The sequence below is a fragment of the Citrobacter sp. RHBSTW-00570 genome (assembly GCF_013739755.1).
GTDB classification, from domain to species: domain Bacteria; phylum Pseudomonadota; class Gammaproteobacteria; order Enterobacterales; family Enterobacteriaceae; genus Citrobacter; species Citrobacter braakii.
In genome coordinates, this window is record NZ_CP056399.1 from 4,642,371 (window position 1) to 4,665,652 (window position 23,282).

Annotated in this window: 24 protein-coding genes; 20 read left to right on the forward strand and 4 right to left on the reverse strand. The window is 54.9% G+C overall.

Features of this window, described 5'->3' with window-relative positions:
• The first annotated feature begins 41 nt into the window (after positions 1-41).
• The 4 genes from adiC (at position 42) to pmrB (ending at position 4,917) form a co-directional block, all read left to right on the forward strand.
• Positions 42-1,379, forward strand: a complete 1,338-nt coding sequence (adiC, locus tag HV237_RS22070) for an arginine/agmatine antiporter (protein WP_016155410.1) — start codon at positions 42-44, stop codon at positions 1,377-1,379.
• A 144-nt stretch (positions 1,380-1,523) separates the two neighbouring features.
• The gene (gene eptA, locus HV237_RS22075) at positions 1,524-3,161 is read left to right on the forward strand and encodes a phosphoethanolamine transferase EptA (RefSeq protein ID WP_047357714.1); all 1,638 of its coding nucleotides are present in this window, start codon (positions 1,524-1,526) and stop codon (positions 3,159-3,161) included.
• A gap of 4 nt (positions 3,162-3,165) precedes the next feature.
• On the forward strand, positions 3,166-3,834 hold the full coding sequence (gene pmrA / locus HV237_RS22080; RefSeq protein ID WP_016155408.1) for a two-component system response regulator PmrA: 669 nt from the start codon (positions 3,166-3,168) through the stop codon (positions 3,832-3,834).
• Positions 3,835-4,917: a two-component system sensor histidine kinase PmrB gene (pmrB, locus tag HV237_RS22085; RefSeq protein ID WP_016155407.1), complete on the forward strand. Its 1,083-nt coding sequence runs from the start codon at positions 3,835-3,837 to the stop codon at positions 4,915-4,917.
• On the opposite strand, the gene pmrR is transcribed toward pmrB, so the two are convergent.
• Positions 4,911-5,000 (reverse strand): LpxT activity modulator PmrR, encoded by a 90-nt coding sequence (pmrR, locus tag HV237_RS22090; protein ID WP_016155406.1) that lies wholly within the window; start codon positions 4,998-5,000, stop codon positions 4,911-4,913. The two genes, pmrB and pmrR, sit on opposite strands and share 7 nt — an antisense overlap.
• Positions 5,001-5,082: 82 nt before the next feature.
• The gene (gene proP, locus HV237_RS22095; protein WP_016155405.1) at positions 5,083-6,585 is read right to left on the reverse strand and encodes a glycine betaine/L-proline transporter ProP; all 1,503 of its coding nucleotides are present in this window, start codon (positions 6,583-6,585) and stop codon (positions 5,083-5,085) included.
• A 699-nt stretch (positions 6,586-7,284) separates the two neighbouring features.
• On the opposite strand from proP, the gene kdgT reads away from it, so the two are divergent.
• Positions 7,285-8,283, forward strand: coding sequence for a 2-keto-3-deoxygluconate transporter (kdgT, locus tag HV237_RS22100; RefSeq protein ID WP_047357715.1), 999 nt, complete (start codon positions 7,285-7,287; stop codon positions 8,281-8,283).
• A gap of 30 nt (positions 8,284-8,313) precedes the next feature.
• Here the strand turns inward: kdgT and HV237_RS22105 are convergent, their stop codons facing one another.
• The gene (locus tag HV237_RS22105) at positions 8,314-9,207 is read right to left on the reverse strand and encodes a diguanylate cyclase regulator RdcB family protein (RefSeq protein ID WP_016155403.1); all 894 of its coding nucleotides are present in this window, start codon (positions 9,205-9,207) and stop codon (positions 8,314-8,316) included.
• Positions 9,204-11,561: a clamp-binding protein CrfC gene (crfC, locus tag HV237_RS22110; RefSeq protein ID WP_046274563.1), complete on the reverse strand. Its 2,358-nt coding sequence runs from the start codon at positions 11,559-11,561 to the stop codon at positions 9,204-9,206. Before crfC ends, HV237_RS22105 begins: the two co-directional genes overlap by 4 nt.
• Before the next feature lie 539 nt (positions 11,562-12,100).
• On the opposite strand from crfC, the gene HV237_RS22115 reads away from it, so the two are divergent.
• The 15 genes from HV237_RS22115 (at position 12,101) to phnO (ending at position 23,281) form a co-directional block, all read left to right on the forward strand.
• Complete coding sequence (locus HV237_RS22115) at positions 12,101-12,436, forward strand: zinc ribbon domain-containing protein YjdM (protein ID WP_003031835.1); 336 nt, start codon at positions 12,101-12,103, stop codon at positions 12,434-12,436.
• Between the two features lie 141 nt (positions 12,437-12,577).
• On the forward strand, positions 12,578-13,024 hold the full coding sequence (gene yjdN / locus HV237_RS22120; RefSeq protein ID WP_047357716.1) for a VOC family metalloprotein YjdN: 447 nt from the start codon (positions 12,578-12,580) through the stop codon (positions 13,022-13,024).
• A gap of 132 nt (positions 13,025-13,156) precedes the next feature.
• Positions 13,157-13,945, forward strand: coding sequence for a phosphonate ABC transporter ATP-binding protein (phnC, locus tag HV237_RS22125; RefSeq protein WP_181541634.1), 789 nt, complete (start codon positions 13,157-13,159; stop codon positions 13,943-13,945).
• 80 nt (positions 13,946-14,025) lie between these two features.
• Positions 14,026-15,042: a phosphonate ABC transporter substrate-binding protein gene (phnD, locus tag HV237_RS22130; protein WP_016155399.1), complete on the forward strand. Its 1,017-nt coding sequence runs from the start codon at positions 14,026-14,028 to the stop codon at positions 15,040-15,042.
• A 105-nt stretch (positions 15,043-15,147) separates the two neighbouring features.
• Complete coding sequence (gene phnE / locus HV237_RS22135) at positions 15,148-15,927, forward strand: phosphonate ABC transporter, permease protein PhnE (RefSeq protein WP_016155398.1); 780 nt, start codon at positions 15,148-15,150, stop codon at positions 15,925-15,927.
• Positions 15,928-15,947: 20 nt separating this feature from the next.
• Positions 15,948-16,673 carry a phosphonate metabolism transcriptional regulator PhnF gene (gene phnF, locus HV237_RS22140; RefSeq protein WP_016155477.1) on the forward strand — a complete coding sequence of 242 codons (726 nt, stop codon included), beginning with the start codon at positions 15,948-15,950 and terminating at the stop codon, positions 16,671-16,673.
• Positions 16,674-17,126, forward strand: a complete 453-nt coding sequence (gene phnG, locus HV237_RS22145; RefSeq protein WP_019077841.1) for a phosphonate C-P lyase system protein PhnG — start codon at positions 16,674-16,676, stop codon at positions 17,124-17,126.
• Complete coding sequence (gene phnH, locus HV237_RS22150) at positions 17,123-17,707, forward strand: phosphonate C-P lyase system protein PhnH (protein ID WP_003031824.1); 585 nt, start codon at positions 17,123-17,125, stop codon at positions 17,705-17,707. The genes phnG and phnH overlap by 4 nt, the downstream gene beginning before the upstream one ends.
• Complete coding sequence (locus HV237_RS22155; protein WP_047357717.1) at positions 17,707-18,774, forward strand: carbon-phosphorus lyase complex subunit PhnI; 1,068 nt, start codon at positions 17,707-17,709, stop codon at positions 18,772-18,774. Before phnH ends, HV237_RS22155 begins: the two co-directional genes overlap by 1 nt.
• 46 nt (positions 18,775-18,820) lie before the next feature.
• Complete coding sequence (phnJ, locus tag HV237_RS22160) at positions 18,821-19,612, forward strand: alpha-D-ribose 1-methylphosphonate 5-phosphate C-P-lyase PhnJ (RefSeq protein ID WP_049259807.1); 792 nt, start codon at positions 18,821-18,823, stop codon at positions 19,610-19,612.
• A complete protein-coding gene (gene phnK / locus HV237_RS22165; protein WP_003844769.1) occupies positions 19,609-20,367 on the forward strand; it encodes a phosphonate C-P lyase system protein PhnK in 759 nt (252 codons plus the stop codon). The genes phnJ and phnK overlap by 4 nt, the downstream gene beginning before the upstream one ends.
• Positions 20,368-20,483: 116 nt before the next feature.
• Positions 20,484-21,170 (forward strand): phosphonate C-P lyase system protein PhnL, encoded by a 687-nt coding sequence (phnL, locus tag HV237_RS22170; protein ID WP_016155474.1) that lies wholly within the window; start codon positions 20,484-20,486, stop codon positions 21,168-21,170.
• Positions 21,167-22,303, forward strand: coding sequence for an alpha-D-ribose 1-methylphosphonate 5-triphosphate diphosphatase (phnM, locus tag HV237_RS22175; protein WP_016155393.1), 1,137 nt, complete (start codon positions 21,167-21,169; stop codon positions 22,301-22,303). Before phnL ends, phnM begins: the two co-directional genes overlap by 4 nt.
• Positions 22,304-22,305: 2 nt before the next feature.
• Positions 22,306-22,860 carry a ribose 1,5-bisphosphokinase gene (gene phnN / locus HV237_RS22180; RefSeq protein WP_016155392.1) on the forward strand — a complete coding sequence of 185 codons (555 nt, stop codon included), beginning with the start codon at positions 22,306-22,308 and terminating at the stop codon, positions 22,858-22,860.
• Complete coding sequence (gene phnO, locus HV237_RS22185) at positions 22,847-23,281, forward strand: aminoalkylphosphonate N-acetyltransferase (protein WP_046274567.1); 435 nt, start codon at positions 22,847-22,849, stop codon at positions 23,279-23,281. The genes phnN and phnO overlap by 14 nt, the downstream gene beginning before the upstream one ends.
• Position 23,282 lies beyond the last annotated feature (1 nt).

A 23,282-nucleotide genomic window follows, 5' to 3' on the forward strand; every position in this document is an offset into this window, starting at 1 on the left:
TATGATAAGACGTCATTTATCCTTATCAGGAGTTACTAAATATGTCGACGGATGCTGATGCTCACAAAGTGGGCTTAATCCCCGTCACCCTTATGGTGTCGGGGAATATTATGGGTTCCGGTGTATTCCTGCTACCCGCAAACCTTGCGTCAACTGGCGGGATTGCAATCTACGGATGGTTGGTCACTATTATCGGTGCTTTGGCGCTGTCGATGGTGTACGCGAAAATGTCGTCCTTAGACTCCAGTCCCGGTGGTTCTTACGCTTATGCCCGCCGCTGTTTCGGTCCTTTTTTGGGCTACCAGACCAACGTCCTGTACTGGCTGGCTTGCTGGATTGGTAACATCGCCATGGTGGTTATTGGCGTCGGTTACCTGAGCTACTTCTTCCCCATCTTAAAAGATCCGCTGGTCCTGACGCTGACCTGCGTCGTGGTACTGTGGATCTTCGTATTGCTGAACATTGTCGGACCAAAAATGATCACCCGTGTACAGGCCGTCGCAACGGTACTGGCGCTGGTGCCAATTGTCGGTATTGCCGTCTTCGGCTGGTTCTGGTTCCGGGGTGAAACCTATATGGCGGCATGGAACGTCAGCGGCATGAACACCTTCGGTGCGATTCAAAGCACTCTGAACGTAACCTTGTGGTCATTTATCGGCGTGGAAAGCGCCTCCGTCGCGGCAGGTGTGGTTAAAAATCCCAAACGTAACGTGCCTATCGCCACCATGGGCGGCGTGCTGATTGCCGCCGTTTGCTATGTGCTCTCCACCACGGCGATTATGGGTATGATCCCTAACGCGGCGCTGCGTGTTTCAGCCTCCCCGTTCGGTGATGCCGCACGCATGGCGCTGGGTGACACCGCTGGGGCGATTGTCTCCTTCTGTGCTGCGGCCGGGTGCCTTGGTTCCTTGGGCGGCTGGACGCTGCTTGCCGGGCAAACCGCCAAAGCGGCAGCCGATGACGGCCTGTTCCCACCGATTTTTGCCCGCGTTAACAAAGCCGGTACGCCGGTAGCCGGGTTAATTATCGTCGGCGTTCTGATGACCATCTTCCAGTTCAGCAGCATGTCGCCAAACGCTGCGAAAGAGTTTGGTCTGGTCTCTTCAGTCTCCGTTATCTTCACGCTGGTGCCGTATCTGTACACCTGCGCCGCGCTGCTGCTGCTCGGCCATGGTCACTTTGGTAAAGCGCGTCCGATGTACTTACTGGTGACCTTTATCGCTTTTGTTTACTGCATTTGGGCGGTTGTCGGTTCCGGTGCAAAAGAGGTGATGTGGTCATTCGTCACGCTGATGATCATCACCGCGCTGTATGCACTAAACTACAATCGGATCCATAAAAACCCATATCCACTGGATGCTCCGGTAAACAATAACTAACACAAACAGTCGTCGTTGCCCGATGGTGTAAGGCCATCGGGCCAACGCCGCCCCCGCGATTCCTGAAATCAACATTAAGAACTTAAGGTTGGCTTAATTTTACTTTGAGAGGATTTGTAGCACTTAGTCGATGGAACCCCCTTAATGTTAAAGCACCTGTTTAAAAGACCCACTCTCGGGCTAATCAGCTGGCTTCTCCTGATCTCATTTTATCTTGCGACTTTCCTGAACATTGCGTTCTATAAACAAGTGCTGCAAGAACTGCCCCTGGATTCCGTGCGTAACGTGCTGGTGTTTTTGTCGATGCCGGTCGTCGCTTTCAGCGTCATGAACATTGTGCTGACGCTGGCCTCATTCCTGTGGCTTAATCGCCTGGTGGCCTGCGTTTTCATTCTGGTTGGCGCATCGGCCCAATATTTCATCATGACCTACGGCATCATCATTGACCGCTCGATGATCGCCAATATGATGGACACCACACCCGCCGAAACCTTTGCTTTACTGACGCCGCAAATGCTCATCACGCTCGGAGTAAGCGGCATTCTCGCCGCGCTCATTGCCTGCTGGGTAAGAATCAAACCGATCTCCCCGGCCATGCGCAGCGTACTGTTCCGTGGCGCGAATATTCTGATCTCCGCGCTGCTGATCGTGCTGGTCGCCGCGTTCTTCTACAAAGATTACGCCTCACTGTTTCGCAACAATAAAGAACTGGTGAAATCCCTCAGCCCATCCAACAGCATTGTGGCGACCTCTTCCTGGTATTCACACCAGAGGCTGGCCCACCTGCCGCTGGTACGCATTGGCGAAGACGCCCATCGCAATCCGTTGATGGTGAAAGAAAAGCGTAAGAACCTGACGATTGTGGTGCTCGGCGAGACCTCACGCGGCGATAACTTCTCGCTGTCAGGCTATTCGCGCCAGACCAACCCGTTGCTGGAAAAAGATGATGTGGTCTATTTCCCCCGTACCACATCCTGCGGAACGGCAACGGCAGTATCTGTCCCCTGCATGTTCTCGGGTATGCCACGCGCGCACTACGATGAAGAACTGGCGCAGCATCAGGAAGGCGTGCTCGACATTATTCAGCGGGCGGGAATTAACGTTCTGTGGAACGATAACGACGGAGGCTGCAAAGGGGCATGCGACCGGGTACCGCACCAGAATATGACTAAGCTGAACCTGCCAGGGCAGTGTATTGACGGGGAATGCTACGATGACGTGCTGTTCCACGGGCTGGAAGAGTACATTAATAACCTGCAAGGCGACGGCGTGATTGTGCTGCACACCATCGGCAGCCACGGTCCGACCTATTACAACCGCTATCCTGCGCAGTTCAAGAAATTTACGCCAACCTGTGACACCAACGAAATCCAGACTTGTTCACAGCAACAGTTGGTCAATACCTATGACAACACCATTCTTTACGTCGACTATATTGTTGATAAAGCAATCAATATACTGAAAGAGCATCAGGACAATTTCACCACCAGCCTGGTCTACCTTTCCGATCACGGTGAATCCTTAGGGGAAAATGGCATCTATTTACACGGCCTGCCATATTCGATTGCGCCAGATACGCAAAAACATGTGCCGATGCTGCTGTGGCTCTCAGAAGATTATCAGCAACGCTATCAAGTCTCTCAGACATGTTTGCAAAAACGGGCAGGCTCAGAGGACTTCTCACAGGATAATTTCTTCTCAACCCTGCTGGGATTAACAGGCGTGCAAACACAGAAATATCAGGCGGCAGATGATATTCTGCAACCCTGCCGGGGAGGCTAAACGAATGAAAATTCTGATTGTTGAAGACGATACGTTGTTATTACAGGGACTGATACTCGCCGCGCAAACAGAAGGCTATGCCTGCGACGGCGTATCAACGGCCCGTGCCGCGGAGCAGTGTCTGGAGACCGGGCATTACAGTCTGGTGGTTCTGGACCTGGGCTTACCGGATGAAGACGGCCTGCACTTCCTGAACCGCATCAGACAGAAAAAATACACCGTGCCGGTGCTTATCCTCACCGCCCGCGATACGGTGAAAGACCGGGTCAGCGGGCTGGACGTTGGCGCCGATGACTATCTGGTCAAACCGTTCGCACTGGAAGAACTGCATGCCCGCATCCGGGCGCTGCTGCGTCGTCATAACAATCAGGGTGAAAGTGAACTCATTGTCAGTAACCTGACGCTGAATATCGGTCGTCGCCAGGTGTGGATGGATGGACAAGAAGTTATCTTAACGCCGAAAGAATACGCACTCCTGTCGCGCCTGATGCTTAAGGCGGGCAGCCCGGTACACCGGGAGATCCTGTATAACGACATCTACAGCTGGGATAACGAACCGTCGACCAATACGCTGGAAGTGCACATTCACAACCTGCGGGACAAAGTGGGTAAATCACGTATCCGCACAGTCAGGGGATTTGGCTATATGCTGGTTGCCACTGAGGAAAGCTAAGTGAAGCTACTGCAATATCTAAAAAAACCGCTCCCGCTGCGTCATCGCCTGATGCTGACCATCGGTCTTATTCTGCTAGTCTTCCAGTTGATTAGCACCTTCTGGTTGTGGCACGAAAGCACCGAACAAATACAGCTATTTGAGCAGGCGTTACGCGAAAATCGTAACAACGATCGCCACATCCTGCATGAAATCCGCGAGGCCATCGCCAGCCTGATCGTCCCCGGTATCTTTATGGTCAGCCTGACGCTGCTGATTTGCTACCAGGCAGTACGACGTATTACTCGCCCGCTGGCGGATCTGCAAAAAGAGTTAGAAACGCGGGCAGCCGATAACCTTGCTCCGATTGAAGTTCACAGTTCAACCGTTGAGATCCAGGCAGTCGTCTCAGCGCTCAACGAGCTGGTGACGCGGCTGACGAGCACCATTGAAAACGAACGCTTATTTACCGCCGATGTCGCCCACGAACTGCGCACCCCACTGTCAGGCGTTCGCCTGCATCTGGAATTACTGTCCAAAACCCATAAGGTCGACGTTTCACCGTTAATTGCCCGCCTTGACCAAATGATGGACAGCGTGTCGCAACTGCTGCAACTCGCCCGCGTTGGACAGTCGTTCTCGGCCGGGAGCTACCAGCACGTCAAACTGCTGGAGGACGTGATTTTGCCCTCCTACGATGAACTCAGCACCATGCTGGACCAGCGTCAGCAGACGCTGCTCCTACCGCAAAGCACGGCGGACGTTGTCGTACGTGGCGATGCGACGCTATTACGAATGCTGCTGCGAAATCTTGTGGAGAACGCGCATCGTTACAGCCCGGAAGGCACCCATATTACGATTAGCCTGAATACAGAGCATGATGCCGTTATCGCCGTCGAAGATGAAGGCCCTGGCATTGATGAGAGTAAATGCGGGGAGCTGAGTAAAGCGTTTGTGCGTATGGACAGCCGTTTTGGCGGGATTGGGCTGGGGCTGAGCATTGTCAGTCGAATCACCCAGTTACATCACGGGCATTTCTATTTGCAAAATCGTCAGGGAACCACCGGCACTCGCGCTTGGGTGGAATTAGCGAAAGGTCAGTAAGAACTCACCCAAACGTACAAAAAGCTGCTGACGATCAGCACGCTGCACACGGTGGTCAAACTTTCATAAATGCGGTTTTTCATGACACTCTCCTCCGATACTCTGGAGGAGAGTTTGCCTGACACAGATTAAGCCAACCTTAAGTGGATATGATAAATCACATGATTACTCATCAATCCGCGGATGCTGCTGCACCAGGCGCGTACGCTTAAGCTGCAGCTCAGCAATTTCCTGATCGATATCTTCGATTTTATGCTCAATATTATCGTAGTGCTCGCCGAGGAGCTCTTTCGCTTCATGAATATCCGAAGCGGCAGGCGTAGCCCCCTTCAGCGGCTGATTAGCCGTCTCTTTCATGGTCACGCCGGTAATTAAACCTATCACCGCAATCACCATCAGATAATAAGCAGGCATCATCAGATTCTGCGAGCTTTCCACCAGCCATGCGGCCAACGTCGGTGTCAGACCGGCGACCAATACCGAGATATTAAACGCTGCGGCCAAGGCACTGTAGCGAATATGCGTCGGGAACATCGCTGGTAACGTTGACGCCATCACCCCGGTAAAGCAGTTGAGGATCACCGCCAGCATCAGCAACCCGGCGAAAATCAGGCCGATGACGTTACTGTTAATCAGAATAAATGCCGGAATAGCCAGCACAAACAGCGCAATACTGCCCATAATCACAAACGGACGGCGTCCGAAGCGGTCGCTGAGCAGACCCATCACCGGCTGTACAAACAGCATACCAATCATGATGGCGATAATAATCAGCACGCCGTGGTCTTCAGAGTAATGCAGGTTATGCGACAGGTAGCTCGGCATATAGGTGAGCAGCATGTAGTAGGTGACGTTGGTGGCAATCACCAGACCAATACATGCCAGCAGGCTGCGCCAGTGCCTGGTCGCAATCTCTTTAAACGACACCTTCGGACCGTCCTGCAGTCCCTGACGATCGCCCTGCTCCAGTTTATCCACGTGCTGCTGGAACGCCGGAGTCTCTTCCAGTGCATGACGCAGGTACAGGCCAATAAGCCCTAACGGTAGCGCCAGGAAGAACGGAATACGCCAGCCCCACTCAAGGAAGTTTTCTTCGCCGACGATAGTTGAGATCAGGACTACCACGCCCGCACCCAGCACAAACCCGGCAATCGAGCCGAAGTCCAGCCAGCTGCCCATAAATCCGCGCTTACGGTCTGGCGAGTACTCTGCGACAAAAATCGATGCCCCGGTATACTCTCCGCCGACCGAGAACCCCTGCGCCATTTTACACAGCAACAGCAGAATCGGCGCCCAGATACCAATCGAGGCATACGAGGGAATAAGACCGATACAGAAGGTACTTATCGACATAATCACAATGGTGATAGCGAGGATCTTCTGACGACCGTATTTATCGCCAAGCATACCGAAGAACAATCCGCCAAGCGGTCGAATCAGAAAGGGAACAGAGAAGGTGGCAAGTGCAGCAACCATCTGTACGCTGGGGTCAGCCCCCGGGAAGAACACTTTACCTAATGCGTAAGCAACAAACCCATAAACACCAAAATCAAACCACTCCATCGCATTACCTAACGACGCCGCGGTAATGGCTTTTCGCAGTTTACCGTCATCAATGATGGTAACGTCGCGCAGCGTAATTGGTTTTATTTTTTTCCTTTTTAGCATACTCGTCCTCATAGACTTAGCCCTGTCACGCTACAGATCGAGTCCCTCAACGCCCCTGCGTCAAGGTCATCACCGAGCGGGGAATGCACAGACGCATTCCCTGTAACAAGCGTAGCAGGTTTACTTACACTGACGAGAAACGAGCAGTACAACCGAACCTGTTGACGCCTGATTGGGCGGTTAATGACCTCTTTACCCTAACAGTGTTTAAATTTGTGATCAACTTCACATATAGATTTCCATTTCGTCAACATGCGTAAATCAGGTCATTCTTAGTCAACTTTTTTACATGTAATGCTTGCGATTTTCTGGCAATTAAATACAAGAATAAATCGCTTTGTTGCACCAACAATCACAACAGTCACTATTATTCTGCTAGCCAAAAACCCACCTAATCTCTTCACAAAAAGATCACAGCTTTTTTAATAATCAGAGCACTCAGGAACTTTTGCTCGGAATATGTGATGAAGATAACTAAAACATCGTTTTATTTTGATTGAATCAATGTTCCCATGAATGCAAACTAATTCCAGACGCAATATCCCTGGGAGCAGCAACACGCTCAACGTATGCCGCGTTAGATTTTATAAAACAAAGAGATAGCTGTTTTCTTTGTCAAGAAACACCAGTAAATACCTGAATTTATTAATTTTTATTTCCTTGCGCGTGTATTGCCTGCGACAAGAGATGAGGACGCTTATGAAAATTAAAGCCACGATTGAACGCATCCCTGGCGGAATGATGTTGATTCCTCTGTTATTAGGCGCAGTGTTAAATACGTTAGCTCCGGATACCGGCGCGTATTTCGGTTCGTTTACCAAAGGAATGATCAGCGGAACGGTGCCGATTCTGGCAGTGTGGTTTTTTTGTATCGGTGCATCTATTGATTTACGAGCAACCGGCACGGTATTACGCAAATCCGGCACACTGGTATTAACTAAAATAGCCGTGGCATGGGTAGTGGCAATGATTGCTGCTTCATTTATTCCTGATACCGGTATTCAAACCGGGTTCTTTGCCGGTCTTTCGGTACTGGCGATTGTTTCTGCGATGGACATGACCAACGGCGGTTTGTACGCCAGCCTGATGAACCAGTACGGAACCAAAGAAGAGTCTGGCGCATTTGTGTTGATGTCTCTGGAATCCGGTCCGTTAATGACCATGGTGATCCTCGGCTCCGCGGGTCTGGCTTCCTTCGAACCACACCATTTTGTCGGCGCGGTATTACCGTTCCTGATTGGTTTTGCGTTGGGTAACCTGGATCACGATCTGCGTTCCTTCTTCAGCAAAGCCACGCCGGTGCTGATCCCGTTCTTCGGCTTCGCGCTGGGCAACACGATTAACCTGAGCGTCATCGTTGATACGGGTCTGCTGGGCATTCTGCTGGGCGTCGCGGTTATCGTCATCACCGGTATTCCGCTGATTATTGCTGACCGCGTTATTGGTGGCGGGAACGGTACGGCAGGCGTAGCAGCCTCTTCTGCAGCCGGCGCTGCAGTGGCAAACCCGGTGATTATCGCCCAGATTAACCCGGCATTTGAACCGGTTGCCGCATCCGCTACGGCGCTGGTTGCCGCCAGCGTGATAGTCACCGCGATTCTGGTGCCGATTATCACCGCGCTGTATGCCAAACGTTTTAATAAAAACCCGGTCGTCAATGAGACGGTGGCTACCCCGGCAGACTCACTGCACCACTAAACCTGCCTTTATCCCACTCACCGTTCCTGCTCAATTGATGAGCGGGGACGGTGCAAAAATCTCCTCAACCATCGCATCAACCAGCCGCTTCGCCGAACACAATCTCGGCATGCCCAACGCCACATTTTGCCAACGCTGCGTCACCGACCAACTCACCGGATGACGCTGCGCATCGCACCAGTCCCCGAGCCAGCTCAACATATCGTTGTGCTCACCCGAGCCGCCAACAACCGGCGTGCTGAGCCAATGATGATAGTAATGACGCGTGGCGGGGGCCGCATTCACGCTGTCTGCCAGCGCCTGAGCAGCCATCGTTCGCAGGTTGTCTTTTAGCATTGACACCACATCGGCATTTGCTAACCGGCAGGCGTCACCAAAGGCTCCCCAGCGCAGCTCCTCTAACGCCACAAAACAGCGTCCAGGTAACGACCAGCCGTCATACGCGCCAGCCCGCCAGCGGGTAAAAATTTGCTCGCTATGTTCGCCCGCTTGCACCGTCAGGCCGCGTTGCGTCACCGCCTTCTCTTTATAAGCGCCGCGCTGGGTAAACCAGTCAGCGAGTGAATTTATCTGCTGCAGAAGACCGGGCGTGGAGAGTCCACGCGGATGTTCGGTTTGTTGTAAAAACATCAACCCTTCGGCGATCCGTACCAGCGCCAGATGGCCCGGATCGATCATGCCCGCCAGTTTTTCCACCAGTTTTAGACGCATCACCAGATGCTCGCTGGACACGCCTGCCAACACCCATGCTCGCAGTTGCGTCTGGGATAGCACCTCCTGCGTCAGGCGCGCACGCAGCCGCTGCTGCTGCTGCAGAAAACCGCCGGAACGTTTGGTTTCATCTCCCTGAACCAGATCGACCATAAACTTCGGGTAGACACACTCCAGCGTCCGCCCGGGGCCTTCCAGTAACACGTTAGTCATGTGTGCTCGGTTGCAAAAAGGGTATTGATATCGTCGCGCAGCAAGCGCGAATCTTCATAAAGCCATGCCGCAGTCGTAATGCGATGCTGCAGTTGTTCGTTCAAGGCATTCACCGCAGATTCATTTTGCTGGCGCAGGGTCAAACTCTCACGCAGGCTCGCCTGTAATTGCGTCAAACACAGTGAAAAATCAGCAAAAAACGTGGCCATACCTGCCGTAACGGAAATATCGACCTGCGCAGCTAAAGCTTTACGAATTTGTTGGCAAAACTGGGTGACATAGTGCACAAGGTTCTTATGCAGTTCGCCCATATCAATGAGATAACGCGTTTTTGTTTCGACGTACTCATTCCATCCCCAGTTGGGCTGATTCAACCAGCGAGAGAAGGTATCACGCACCACACCGCCAGTTGACGGCGCATTTTCCGCCGGAATATCCTGCTCAATGGCCTCGTTGAACAACTGGCGGGTGTTGAAATTAAACATCGCCGCATGAAACGCCGGAAAACGGATCCGCGCACGAAAACCAGCGTGGTTCAGCTCCTCTTTCACCCGCTGCTCAATGGGGCGCATGGCGTCATTTAGCGCCCGGGACAGCGTCGACTCAAGCTGTTCAAAGCGCAGAGCTAAATCCCGACTGATGCTTTCCTGCGCTGCCAGCAAGACAACTTCACAGGACGAGCGCATTTTATCCAGCACGATTTTCGCCTGCCCCTCATCGTGCAACACCAGCATTTCTCCGGCCATTTCTGCCGAGGAAACGCCAGCCCCCTGGCCATGTTGTGACATCATCAGGACGTTTTCTTTGATAAAGAACGTGTTGATGCCGCACAGAATCTCAGTCTGTTGCTCATTGAGATAGGCCGCGGCAGCCTCCAGCGCCAGCTCGACCTCATGACTGACTTCATCACTCACCCGCCCCTGACTCACTTCTAACTGCTGCATATCCTCTTCAATATGCGTGATGTTCAGCCGCAGTTTTTCATAGGCAACCGTTAACCCATGGGCGCGAAACTCCAGATATTCGTGCGCGCTTTGCGCATAGTTCAATAACTTATGCGACGCTGAGCGTAGCGCATACAGCGAAGCATTGGCGTAAGCGGCATGAATCACTTTCTGGATCGGCTGCTCAAACAGCGAATCCTCCCACAACAGATCGGCTGCATGGCGGATGTGCTCCGTATCCTCAAGATCGTTGGTGCACCAGCGTCGGCCAAGCGCCGCTTCGGCAAAATCCTGTACCCAACGTTGCACCTGGTGATCCGGCAGCCGCCCGCGAGTCATCAGCTCATGACGCGCCCTGTTCGCCAGATACCCCCACATCGAAGAAACCGGATAGATTCGCTCCGGGGCAATCCCGCCTTGCATCAGCGTGCCGGAAATTAACGCCCGCACCTGCTCTTCATCGTCACTGTTGCGGTCTTTCTGATCGAATTTGTTCACCAGCGCATACAGCGGCACTGACTTGCCGACCGCCATGATCGCGTGGCGCACTTCTTCATCGGAAATCGATTTCAGTTGGGTGTAATCCATCACCACCAGTACCGCAGAAGCCCGCGCCAGCTGTTCATTCAGCATCTTTTGCAAGTGCGGTTGCCCGGCCTCATTCGGCCCCGGCGTATCCAGCAGGGTTAATTGCCCAGGATAGCTCGCCTGACCGGCCAAATGGACAAATTCGACCTCGATAACCGGAATATGCTCAATCGCGGCATAGGCGGCAAAAGGAAAATCCACTTCCAGCGCTTTTGACAAACGCACCAGGTCATTCAGACTTTTAAGGCAATGGAAAATAGGCTGTGCGCCAAGGTAATACCGCTCAAATGCCACGCCGTTTTCAATATGCTGCAGCAGGACATTCATATCCTTATCAATTTCCAGGGTCTGCGTAAGACGCTGGCGATCGCACTCGCGCACGCGCTGCTGTAAAACCTTCATTAAGGCATCGATAGGCGTGACATGTGAAAAATGCAACACCGGCTCTTTCTGCCCCGGTGTATGGCGAATTAGCGTTGGTAGCGCCGTCATGGGACGATTACGATTAGGTAAAACTTCGGTCCCTACAATCGCGTTAATCGTCGTCGATTTTCCCGCTTTCATGGTACCGACAATCGCCAGCACCATTTCCAGACGCGTAATCTTACGCAGTTCATTATTGAGCGTTGCCTGCTGGACATCCATGCCACGCGCGCTGAAATGCAGAGGCTGAACCACCTGTCTGCTATGTTCTCCTTGTTTTAGCGCGACATCATCCAACGACGTCATAGGCAATTTTTGCAATTGCCTGAGATGTTCAAGCGAGAGCATCAGCAAGCGTTCCGCTTCCTGACTTAATTCATATATTGTCTGTGTGTGCATGGAAAATTCTTCCTTAACGCAAATGGCATTACTTTTATTTAGCCCAATCGTTTTATTTATAGATTTTTTGGCTTTTATAATTACGTGTAGAAATAATTAAAATCAAAACAACCAACTGATATTATTAAAATAAATTTGGCGTATAACCGCTGGCCGGATGCCTCTCACTTATGTAATAAGTAAGAAAGATAAACAGCGTAGTTCAGTTTTAAAAAATACCCGCGTAATCCCCCTACTAAAATTAAGGGGGTCAATGATATTCAATCACAATGGCTTAGGCATCCGTAAGCAACGTTACCTATGAATATCAGATATTTCGCCTCACCTTATCTTAAATACCTAAGCGTAGCAATTTCCCTTAAAAAATATTCCGCCATACTTTCATTGAGGTAAAAGCAAAGGGTCTTTACAGCAGATCATTTTGCATAATCACGCAGTAGTCCCGACAAAAGCAGGGATTTTATGTATAATTGCGGCCTTTTTCGGCAATCTGCCATTTTTGGGCGCATTTGCCCCTGCTGACTTTTGAGGAAATCCACATGTCATTACCACACTGCCCACAATGCAACTCCGAATACACTTACGAAGATAACGGCATGTTCATCTGCCCGGAATGCGCTCACGAATGGAACGATGCTGAACCGGCTCAGGACAGCGACGAACTGATCGTTAAAGATGCCAACGGCAACCTGCTGGCTGACGGCGACAGCGTTACCGTAGTGAAAGACCTGAAGGTAAAAGGTAGCTCTTCCATGTTGAAGATCGGGACCAAAGTGAAGAACATCCGTCTGGTTGAAGGCGACCACAACATCGATTGCAAAATCGATGGCTTTGGCCCAATGAAGCTGAAATCTGAGTTTGTGAAAAAGAACTGATGCAAATTGCCTGATGGCGCTATACGTCAATCAGGCCGACGCCAGCTCATCTGCCAGGCGGGAAGCTCATACTTCCCGCCTGGCTTATTTTTGCAGACGATAACTACACTTAACTGGTTTCTTTTACCTGAGGTAAAGATTATGCCGTTAAGTCCCTATATCTCCTTCGCAGGTAACTGCGCTGATGCTATCGCCTACTACCAAAAAACATTAGGCGCTGAGCTACTCTACAAAATCAATTTCGGTGAAATGCCCAAACCGGCGCAGAACAGCGAAGAGGGTTGCCCTTCAGGCATGAAATTCCCCGATACCGCCATTGCCCACGCCAACCTGCGCATTGCGGGCAGCGACATCATGATGAGCGATAGCGCCCCCGACGGAAATGCCCACTACTCTGGCTTTACGCTAGTACTCGACACGCAAAACGTCGACGAAGGCAAACGCTGGTTTGATAACCTGGCAGCAAACGGAAAAATCGAAATGGACTGGCAGGAAACCTTCTGGGCTCATGGTTTCGGTAAAGTGAGCGATCGGTATGGCGTGCCGTGGATGATCAACGTCGTCAAACAGCAGCAACCTACAGAGTAATCCAACGGGAGGCCAGCCCTCCCGTACTGTCATCAAAAATCGCTCAACTCTTCATCACCAAGTAACCATCCCTTAACGAAAACGTCACATTGATCCGCCACGATGGGGCCACTTTTTAAGGGAGGCCGCATCATGCAAACGATTATTCGCGTCGAAAAACTCTCCAAGCCCTTCAATCAACATCAGGCGCTCAATGCGGTTGATCTGAACATCTGTTCCGGTGAGATGGTGGCTCTGCTTGGGCCGTCTGGCTCCGGCAAATCCACCCTTTTACGTCATTTAAGCGGTTTGATCGTCGGTGATAAATCCCCGGGTAGCCACGTCGAACTGCTGGGTCGCACCGTTCAACATGAAGGCCGCCTGGCGCGCGATATCCGCAAAAGCCGCGCCCACACCGGCTACATCTTCCAGCAGTTCAATCTGGTTAACCGCCTGACGGTACTGGAAAACGTCCTGATTGGCGCACTCGGCAGCACGCCGTTTTGGCGCACCTGTTTTAGCTGGTTTAGCCAGGAACAGAAACAGCGTGCATTACAGGCGCTGACCCGCGTTGGCATGGCGCACTTTGCATACCAGCGCGTTTCCACGCTTTCGGGCGGGCAACAGCAGCGCGTGGCGATTGCCCGCGCGCTGATGCAGCAAGCCAAAGTGATCCTTGCCGACGAGCCGATAGCCTCGCTGGACCCGGAATCCGCACGCATCGTGATGGACACCCTACGCGACATTAACCAGACCGACGGCATCACCGTGGTCGTCACGCTGCATCAGGTGGATTACGCCCTGCGCTACTGCGAACGCATTGTCGCGCTTCGTCAGGGCAACGTCTTCTTTGATGGCAGCAGCCAGCATTTTGATAACGATCGTTTTGACCATCTCTACCGCAGCATGAACCGCGTCGAACAGAACGCGCAGGCTGCATAGTTCTAAAAAACCAGGCGTTATTGGCGCAGCCAGGCTGGCAAGTGAAATAGCCTGGAACAAAGACTAATTAAGGAAACAACATGAGCTATAAGACCGTTGCCGCGCTGGCCTTTACCAGCATGTTCAGCATCAGCACCTTGTTCAGCCCGGCGCAGGCCGAAGAGCAAGAAAAAGCGCTGAACTTTGGCATTATTTCGACCGAATCACAGCAAAACCTGAAGCCACAGTGGGAACCGTTCCTGAAGGACATGGAAAAATCGTTGGGCGTGAAAGTGAACGCCTTCTTCGCCCCGGACTACGCCGGGATCATTCAGGGAATGCGTTTTAACAAAGTTGATATCGCCTGGTACGGCAACCTCTCGGCAATGGAAGCGGTGGATCGCGCTAACGGACAAGTGTTTGCCCAAACCGTCGCTGCCGACGGCTCCCCGGGATACTGGAGCGTGTTGATCGTTAACAAAGACAGTCCGATCAACAACCTGAACGATCTGATCGCCAAACGTAAGGATCTGACATTCGGCAACGGCGATCCCAACTCAACGTCAGGCTTCCTCGTCCCCGGTTACTACGTCTTCGCCAAAAACAACATCTCCGCCAGCGACTTCAAACGCACCGTTAACGCCGGACACGAAACCAACGCGCTGGCCGTCGCCAACAAACAGGTCGATGTCGCCACCAACAACACCGAAAACCTCGACAAGCTGAAAACCTCCGCGCCGGAAAAATTGAAAGAGCTGAAGGTTATCTGGAAGTCACCGCTGATCCCGGGCGATCCGATCGTCTGGCGCAAAAACCTCTCCGAAACCACCAAGGACAAGGTGTACGACTTCTTTATGAATTACGGCAAAACGCCGGAACAGAAAACCGTCCTGGAACGCCTGGGATGGGCACCGTTCCGTGCCTCCAGCGACCTGCAACTGGTACCGATTCGGCAACTGGCGCTGTTTAAAGAGATGCAGGGCGTGAAGGGCAACAAAGGGTTGAACGAGGAAGAGAAAACCAGCAAAACCTCGGCGCTGAAAGCGCAGCTCGACGACCTTGACCGTTTGACCGCCGCCCTGGGCGCCATGACCAGCGTGACTAAAGCGGTGCAGTAAACCTGATGCCCGGTGGCGTTTCGCTTACCGGGCAGACGATGTTCTGTAGGCCGGATAAGGCGCAAGCGCTGCCATCCGGCGATAAACCTACGCACGGAGCTAAACATGCAAACCATCACCGTCGCCCCGCCCAAACGTAGCTGGTTCTCACTGCTGAGCTGGGCCATTCTTCTCGCCGTGCTGGTGGTCTCGTGGAAAGGTGCCGAAATGGCTCCGCTCACGCTGATCCAGGATTCCGGCAATATGGCGACCTTCGCCGCCGACTTCTTTCCGCCAGACTTCAGTCAGTGGCAGGACTATCTCGGTGAAATGGCCGTCACCCTGCAAATTGCCGTCTGGGGTACCGCCCTCGCCGTTGTGCTGTCGATTCCCTTTGGCCTGATGTGCGCCGATAACCTCGTACCGTGGTGGATTTACCAGCCGATGCGTCGCCTGATGGACGCCTGCCGCGCCATCAATGAAATGGTCTTCGCCATGCTGTTCGTGGTCGCCGTGGGTTTAGGTCCGTTCGCCGGGGTAATGGCGCTGTTTATCCACACCACCGGGGTGCTCTCCAAGCTGCTTTCCGAAGCGGTAGAAGCCATTGAGCCGGGTCCGGTAGAAGGCATTCGCGCCACCGGGGCCAACAAAATTGAAGAGATTCTGTACGGCGTTCTGCCACAGGTCATGCCGCTGCTTATCTCCTACTCGCTGTATCGCTTTGAATCCAACGTTCGCTCGGCCACGGTGGTCGGAATGGTGGGGGCGGGCGGTATTGGCGTGACTTTATGGGAGGCGATTCGCGGCTTTCAGTTCCAGCAAACCTGCGCCCTGATGGTGTTAATCATCGTCACCGTCAGCCTGCTGGATTTCCTTTCCCAGCGTTTGCGTAAGCACTTTATCTGATTAGCGAGGCATTGATTGCTATGCACTTGTCTACACATCCGACCAGTTATCCAACGCGTTATCAGGAAATTGCCGCGAGACTTGAGCAGGAGCTTCGTCATCATTATCGCTGCGGTGACTATCTGCCCGCCGAGCATCAGCTTGCCGCGCGCTACGAGGTAAACCGCCACACCCTGCGCCGCGCTATTGACCAGTTGGTTGAGCGTGGTTGGGTCCAGCGTCGCCAGGGCGTCGGCGTACTGGTGCTGATGCGCCCATTCGATTACCCGCTTAATGCCCAGGCGCGCTTTAGCCAGAACCTGCTGGACCAGGGCAGCCACCCCACCAGCGAAAAACTGCTGGCGGTGCTGCGCCCGGCCTCCAGCCACATTGCCGATGCGCTCAGCATTAACGAGGGCGATAACGTGATTCATCTGCGCACCCTGCGTCGGGTAAACGGTATCGCACTGTGCCAGATCGACCACTATTTTTCCGACCTCACGCTATGGCCGCTGCTGCAGGGCTTTAACAACGGCTCACTGCACGACTACCTGCGCGAACAGTCCGGTCTGACGCTCCTGCGCACACAAACGCGCATCAGCGCCCGCCGCGCACAGGCTAAAGAGAGCAAAGTGCTGGAAATCCCCAATATGGCGCCGCTGCTGTGCGTGCGCACCCTGAACCACCGTGAAGGCGAAGAACACGCGGCGGAATACTCCGTCAGCCTGACCCGCGCCGACATGATCGAATTCACTATGGAGCACTGAATGCATTTTGATACCGCTACCCGCCAGCGCTGGATGCGCGCGCTGGCTTACAGCAATGCCGATGCCCTGAACGCCCGCATCCACGCGCTCAAACTGACGCCAGACTATGAACTTATCCGCGCACCGGAAAGTGGGCTGATGCAGCTCCAGGCTCGCATGGGCGGCACCGGCAACCGCTTCTTTGCCGGTGATACCACGCTTACCCGCGCAGTGGTTCGCCTGAAGAGCGGCACGCTGGGCTACAGCTACCTGCTGGGCCGCAACAAACAACACGCCGAGCAGTGCGCGGTCATTGACGCGCTGCTGCAGGAACAAACGCATTTCCAGAGCCTAATGGAAACCTTAATTGCCCCGCTGGAAGCGGAACGCGATGCGCTGATTAGCGCGCGCCGTGCCGAAGTCAACGCCAGCCGGGTCGACTTCTTCACGCTGGTACGCGGAGATAACGCATGACCTTACAAACCGCTTTTAATTTACCCGTTCAGGATGCTCAGCAGAGCTTTCGTCGCTTGCTGAAGGCCATGAGTGAGCCGGGCGTGATCGTCGCCCTGCATCAACTGAAACACGGCTGGCAGCCACTGGGCCTGGCAACCACCAGCGTGCTACTGACCCTGGTCGACGGCGACACGCCGGTCTGGCTGGCGCCGTCGATGGATAACGATATCGCCCGGCAGAATCTGCGTTTTCACACCAACGCGCCGCTGGTGGATCAGCCGCAGTTGGCGGCCTTTGCCGTCGCCGACGAACGCATCAGCAGCGAACAGCTTAACGCCCTCTCCGCCGGTTCCGCCGTCGCGCCAGAAACCAGCGCCACGCTGATTGTGCAGGTCTCTGGCTTAAGCGGTGGACGCATGCTGCGTCTGACCGGCGCCGGTATCGCTGAAGAGCGCATGATCGCGCCACAGCTACCGGAATGCCTGATTCACGAACTCACCGAACGCCCGCATCCGTTCCCGCTGGGGGTCGACCTGATCCTCACCTGCGGCGAACGCCTGCTGGCTATTCCGCGAACTACCCATGTGGAGGTGTGCTGATGTACGTCGCCGTCAAAGGGGGCGAAAAGGCGATAGCCAACGCCCACGCCCTGCAGGAAAACCGACGCCGGGGCGATGAGACCATTGCTGAACTGAGCGTGGCGCAAATCGAACAACAGATGAACCTGGCCGTCGACCGGGTGATGACCGAAGGCGGCATCGCCGACCGCGAACTGGCCGCGCTGGCGCTGAAGCAGGCCAGCGGCGATAACGTCGAAGCCATCTTTTTGCTCCGCGCCTACCGCACTACGCTGGCAAAGGTGGCGGTCAGCGAACCGGTTAACAGTGCAGAAATGCGCCTTGAGCGCCGAATCTCTGCGGTCTACAAGGATATTCCCGGCGGGCAGTTGTTAGGTCCCACTTATGACTACACCCATCGCCTGCTGGATTTTACCCTGCTGGCCAATGGCGAAACGCCCCCCCTGCGCAGCGCAGACGACGCGCAGGACGCCTCTCCGCACGTCTTTTCCCTGCTGGCCAACCAGGGACTGGCAAAGCGTGAAGAGGATAATGGCGCCACGCCCGACGACATCACCCGCACGCCACCGGTCTACCCCTGCTCACGCGCTTCACGCCTGCAACAACTGATGCGCGGCGATGAGGGATATCTGCTGGCGCTGGCCTACTCCACCCAACGCGGCTACGGGCGTAATCACCCGTTTGCCGCCGAAATCCGCAGCGGCTATGTGGCACTGGAAACCGTACCAGAAGAGCTGGGATTTGCGGTGAACGTCGGTGAACTGCTGATGACCGAATGTGAAATGGTCAACGGTTTTGTCGCGCCAGAAAACGAATCCCCCCATTTTACCCGCGGCTACGGGCTGGTGTTCGGCATGATCGAACGTAAAGCGATGGCGATGGCGCTGGTGGACCGCGCCCTACAGGCAGCCGAATACGATGAAGCGGTCACGGGACCGGCGCAGGACGAAGAGTTCGTGCTGGCGCATGCGGATAACGTCGAGGCGGCGGGTTTTGTTTCGCACCTCAAACTTCCCCATTACGTCGATTTCCAGGCCGAGCTGGAACTGCTCAAACGCCTGCAACAGGAGGCCACCCGTGACCACTAACCTCTCCGGCTACAACTTTGCGTATCTTGATGAGCAGACCAAACGCATGATTCGCCGCGCGATTCTGAAAGCGGTGGCGATCCCCGGTTACCAGGTGCCGTTTGGCGGACGTGAAATGCCGATGCCCTACGGCTGGGGAACCGGCGGTATTCAGCTCACCGCCAGCGTGATTGGCGAGCCGGACGTGCTGAAGGTAATTGACCAGGGCGCGGATGACACCACTAACGCCGTGTCGATTCGCAACTTCTTTAAACGCGTGACCGGGGTGAACACCACCGAGCGCACGGAAGACGCGACGCTGATCCAAACCCGCCACCGCATCCCGGAAACGCCGCTGGTGGAAGACCAGATCATTATCTTCCAGGTCCCGATCCCCGAGCCGCTGCGCTTTATCGAGCCGCGCGAAACGGAAACCCGCACCATGCACGCGCTGGAAGAGTACGGCATCATGCAGGTGAAACTGTATGAAGATATCGCCCGCTTCGGCCATATCGCCACCACTTACGCCTATCCGGTGAAGGTCAACGACCGCTACGTCATGGACCCGTCGCCAATTCCAAAATTCGACAATCCGAAGATGGACATGATGCCGGCCCTGCAACTGTTTGGCGCAGGCCGCGAAAAACGCATCTATGCCGTTCCACCTTACACCCGCGTGGAAAGCCTCGATTTCGACGATCACCCGTTTACCGTGCAGAGCTGGGATGAGCCTTGCGCCATCTGTGGCTCAACCCACAGCTATCTCGATGAAGTGGTGCTCGATGACACCGGCAAACGCATGTTTGTCTGCTCCGACACCGACTACTGCCGCCAACAGAGTGAGGCCCTCAGCAAATGACGCAACCGCTGCTTTCAGTCAACAACCTGACCCATCTCTACGCGCCGGGCAAGGGCTTCAGCGATGTCTCTTTTGACCTGTGGCCTGGCGAAGTGCTGGGTATCGTCGGCGAGTCCGGTTCCGGCAAAACCACGCTGCTGAAATCGATCTCTTCACGGCTAACGCCGCAGAGCGGTGAGATTTTGTATCAGAACCGTTCGCTGTACGGCATGAACGAGGCCGACCGTCGCCGTCTGCTGCGCACCGAATGGGGCGTGGTGCATCAGCATCCGCTGGATGGCCTGCGCCGTCAGGTCTCCGCTGGCGGCAATATCGGCGAACGCCTGATGGCCACCGGGGCGCGCCACTACGGCGACATCCGTGCCACCGCGCAGCGTTGGCTGGAGGAAGTGGAGATCCCGGCCTCGCGTATCGACGACCTGCCAACCACCTTTTCCGGCGGCATGCAGCAGCGACTGCAGATCGCCCGCAACCTCGTCACCCATCCCAAACTGGTGTTTATGGACGAGCCCACCGGCGGTCTGGACGTTTCCGTACAGGCCAAACTGCTGGACCTGCTGCGCGGCCTGGTGGTGGAACTGGATCTGGCAGTGGTTATTGTCACCCACGATCTGGGCGTAGCGCGCCTGCTGGCCGACCGTTTGCTGGTGATGAAGCAGGGTCAGGTGGTGGAAAGTGGGTTAACCGACCGCGTACTCGACGATCCGCATCATCCGTATACCCAGTTGCTGGTGTCATCTGTTTTGCAAAACTGATTTTGTCTTGCCGGGTGGCGCTTCGCGACCCGGCCTACGGATCGGCATCGGTTGTAGGCCTGATAAGCGAAGCGCCATCAGGCAATCGAACGCAAAAATGCTTAAAGAGGCTAAAAATGAACGCGATCCGCGTTGAAAACGTCAGTAAAACCTTTGTACTGCATCAGCAAAACGGCGTGCGTCTGCCAGTGCTGCAAGACGCCACGCTGGAAGTTAAAAACGGCGAATGCGTGGTGCTGCACGGTCACTCTGGCAGCGGCAAATCCACGTTGCTGCGTTCGCTGTACGCCAACTACCTGCCGGATGAAGGACACATCCACATCCGCCACAGCGACGAATGGGTCGATCTGGTGCAGGCTCCGGCGCGTAAAGTGCTGGAAGTTCGCCGTTCAACCATCGGCTGGGTAAGCCAGTTCCTGCGCGTGATCCCAAGGATTTCTGCGCTGGATGTGGTGATGCAGCCGCTGCTGGATCTCGGCGTGTCGCGCGAGGAGTGCGCAGCCAAAGCGGCTAACCTGCTTACCCGCCTGAACGTGCCGGAGCGGCTGTGGCATCTGGCGCCGTCGACGTTTTCCGGGGGCGAACAGCAGCGCGTCAATATCGCCCGAGGGTTTATCGTCGATTACCCGATTCTACTCCTCGATGAGCCCACCGCCTCGCTGGACGCCAAAAACAGCGCCGCCGTCGTCGCATTGATTGAAGAAGCGAAAGCCCGCGGCGCGGCAATTGTCGGCATTTTTCACGATCAAACCGTGCGCGACCGCGTCGCGGATCGCCTGCACCTGATGGGAACAACAGCATGATTATCAATAATGTAAAGTTGGTGCTGGAAGATGAAGTGGTGCAAGGATCGCTGGAAATTGAGGGCGGAACGATCCGCGCCTTTGCCGAAAGCCAGAGCCAACTGGCCCAAGCGATGGACGGAGAAGGCGGCTGGCTGCTGCCAGGGCTTATCGAGCTGCATACCGACAATCTCGACAAGTTTTTCACCCCGCGCCCGAAGGTAGACTGGCCCGCCCACTCGGCGATGAGCAGCCACGACGCGCTGATGGTCGCCAGCGGCATTACCACCGTGCTGGACGCGGTGGCGATTGGCGATGTGCGCGACGGTGGCGACCGTCTGGAAAATCTGGAGAAGATGATCAACGCGGTGGAAGAGACGCAAAAGCGCGGGGTCAATCGCGCCGAGCACCGCCTGCATTTGCGCTGCGAGCTGCCGCATCACACCACCCTACCGCTGTTTGAAAAACTGGTCAGTCGTGAGCCGGTGACGCTGGTATCGCTGATGGACCACTCCCCCGGCCAGCGTCAGTTTGCCAATCGCGAGAAGTACCGCGAGTACTATCAGGGCAAGTATTCACTTACCGACGAGCAAATGGCCCGCTACGAAGAAGAACAGTTAGCTCTGGCTGCACGTTGGTCGCAACCCAACCGCACGGCGATTGCTCAGATGTGTCGTGAGCGCCAGATAGCGCTGGCGAGCCATGACGATGCCACCTGCGATCATGTGCTGGAATCGCATCAACTTGGCAGCGTGATTGCCGAATTTCCTACTACCTTTGCCGCCGCAGAGGCCTCGCGCCAGCATGGTATGAACGTGCTGATGGGCGCGCCCAACATCGTGCGCGGCGGTTCTCACTCCGGCAACGTGGCGGCGCATAAGCTGGCTGAGCTGGGGCTGCTGGATATTCTCTCCTCCGACTACTACCCCGCCAGCCTGCTCGATGCGGCATTTCGCGTGGCAGACGATGACGCCAACCGCTTTACGCTGCCGCAGGCCATTCGTCTGGTGACCCGCAATCCGGCGCGGGCATTAAATCTCGACGATCGTGGCGTTGTAGCCGAAGGTAAACGCGCGGATCTGGTGCTGGCGCATCGCAAAGGCGATCACATCCATATCGACCACGTCTGGCGTCAGGGCAAAAGGGTATTCTGACTATGGGGAAACTGATCTGGCTGATGGGGCCGTCCGGCTCCGGTAAGGACAGTCTACTGGCAGAACTTCGCCAGCAGGAACCTGCGCAACTGCTGGTGGCGCACCGTTACATCACCCGCGCCGCCAACGCCGGGAATGAAAACCATATTGCCCTCAGCGAACCAGAGTTTTTTACCCGCGCCGGGCAGAACCTGCTGGCGCTGAGCTGGCACGCCAACGGCTTCTATTATGGCGTCGGCGTAGAGATTGATCTCTGGCTGCACGCCGGTTTTGATGTGGTGGTCAACGGCTCGCGCGCGCATCTGCCCCAGGCGCAGGCACGTTACGGCGCTTCTTTACTTCCGATTTGCTTACAGGTTTCCCCGGCCATTCTACGCCAGCGCCTGCAGGCGCGTGGACGGGAGAGCGAAACGGAAATCGCTGCCCGCCTTGAACGCGCGGCGCGCTACACGCCGTATGACTGCCACGTCCTGAACAATGATGGAAGTTTGCTACAGTCTGTCGATACACTGCTCACCCTGATGGGACGCAAGGAGAAGAAACATGTCTGTCTGTGAATTACGCCGCGCCACGCTATACGATACCGATGCGGTTTACGCGCTTATCTGTGAGTTGAAACAGGGCCAATTCGACCTGCAGGCCTTTAGCGCCGGCTACGCCGCAAATCTGCAAGATCCCAATATGCACTACCAGTTGGCGCTGCTCGACGGACAGGTCGTCGGCTTGATCGGTCTGCACCTGCAGTTTCATCTGCACCACGCCAACTGGATTGGCGAGATCCAGGAACTGGTGGTGATGCCACAGGCGCGAGGACTAAAAGTGGGTAGTCAGTTACTGGCCTGGGCCGAAGCCACCGCGCGCGAAGCGGGCGCAGAAATAACCGAGCTTTCTACCAGCACCCAACGCCTTGACGCGCACCGCTTTTACCAGCGCGAAGGCTATACCATGAGCCATTTTCGCTTCACCAAACCGTTGTAGG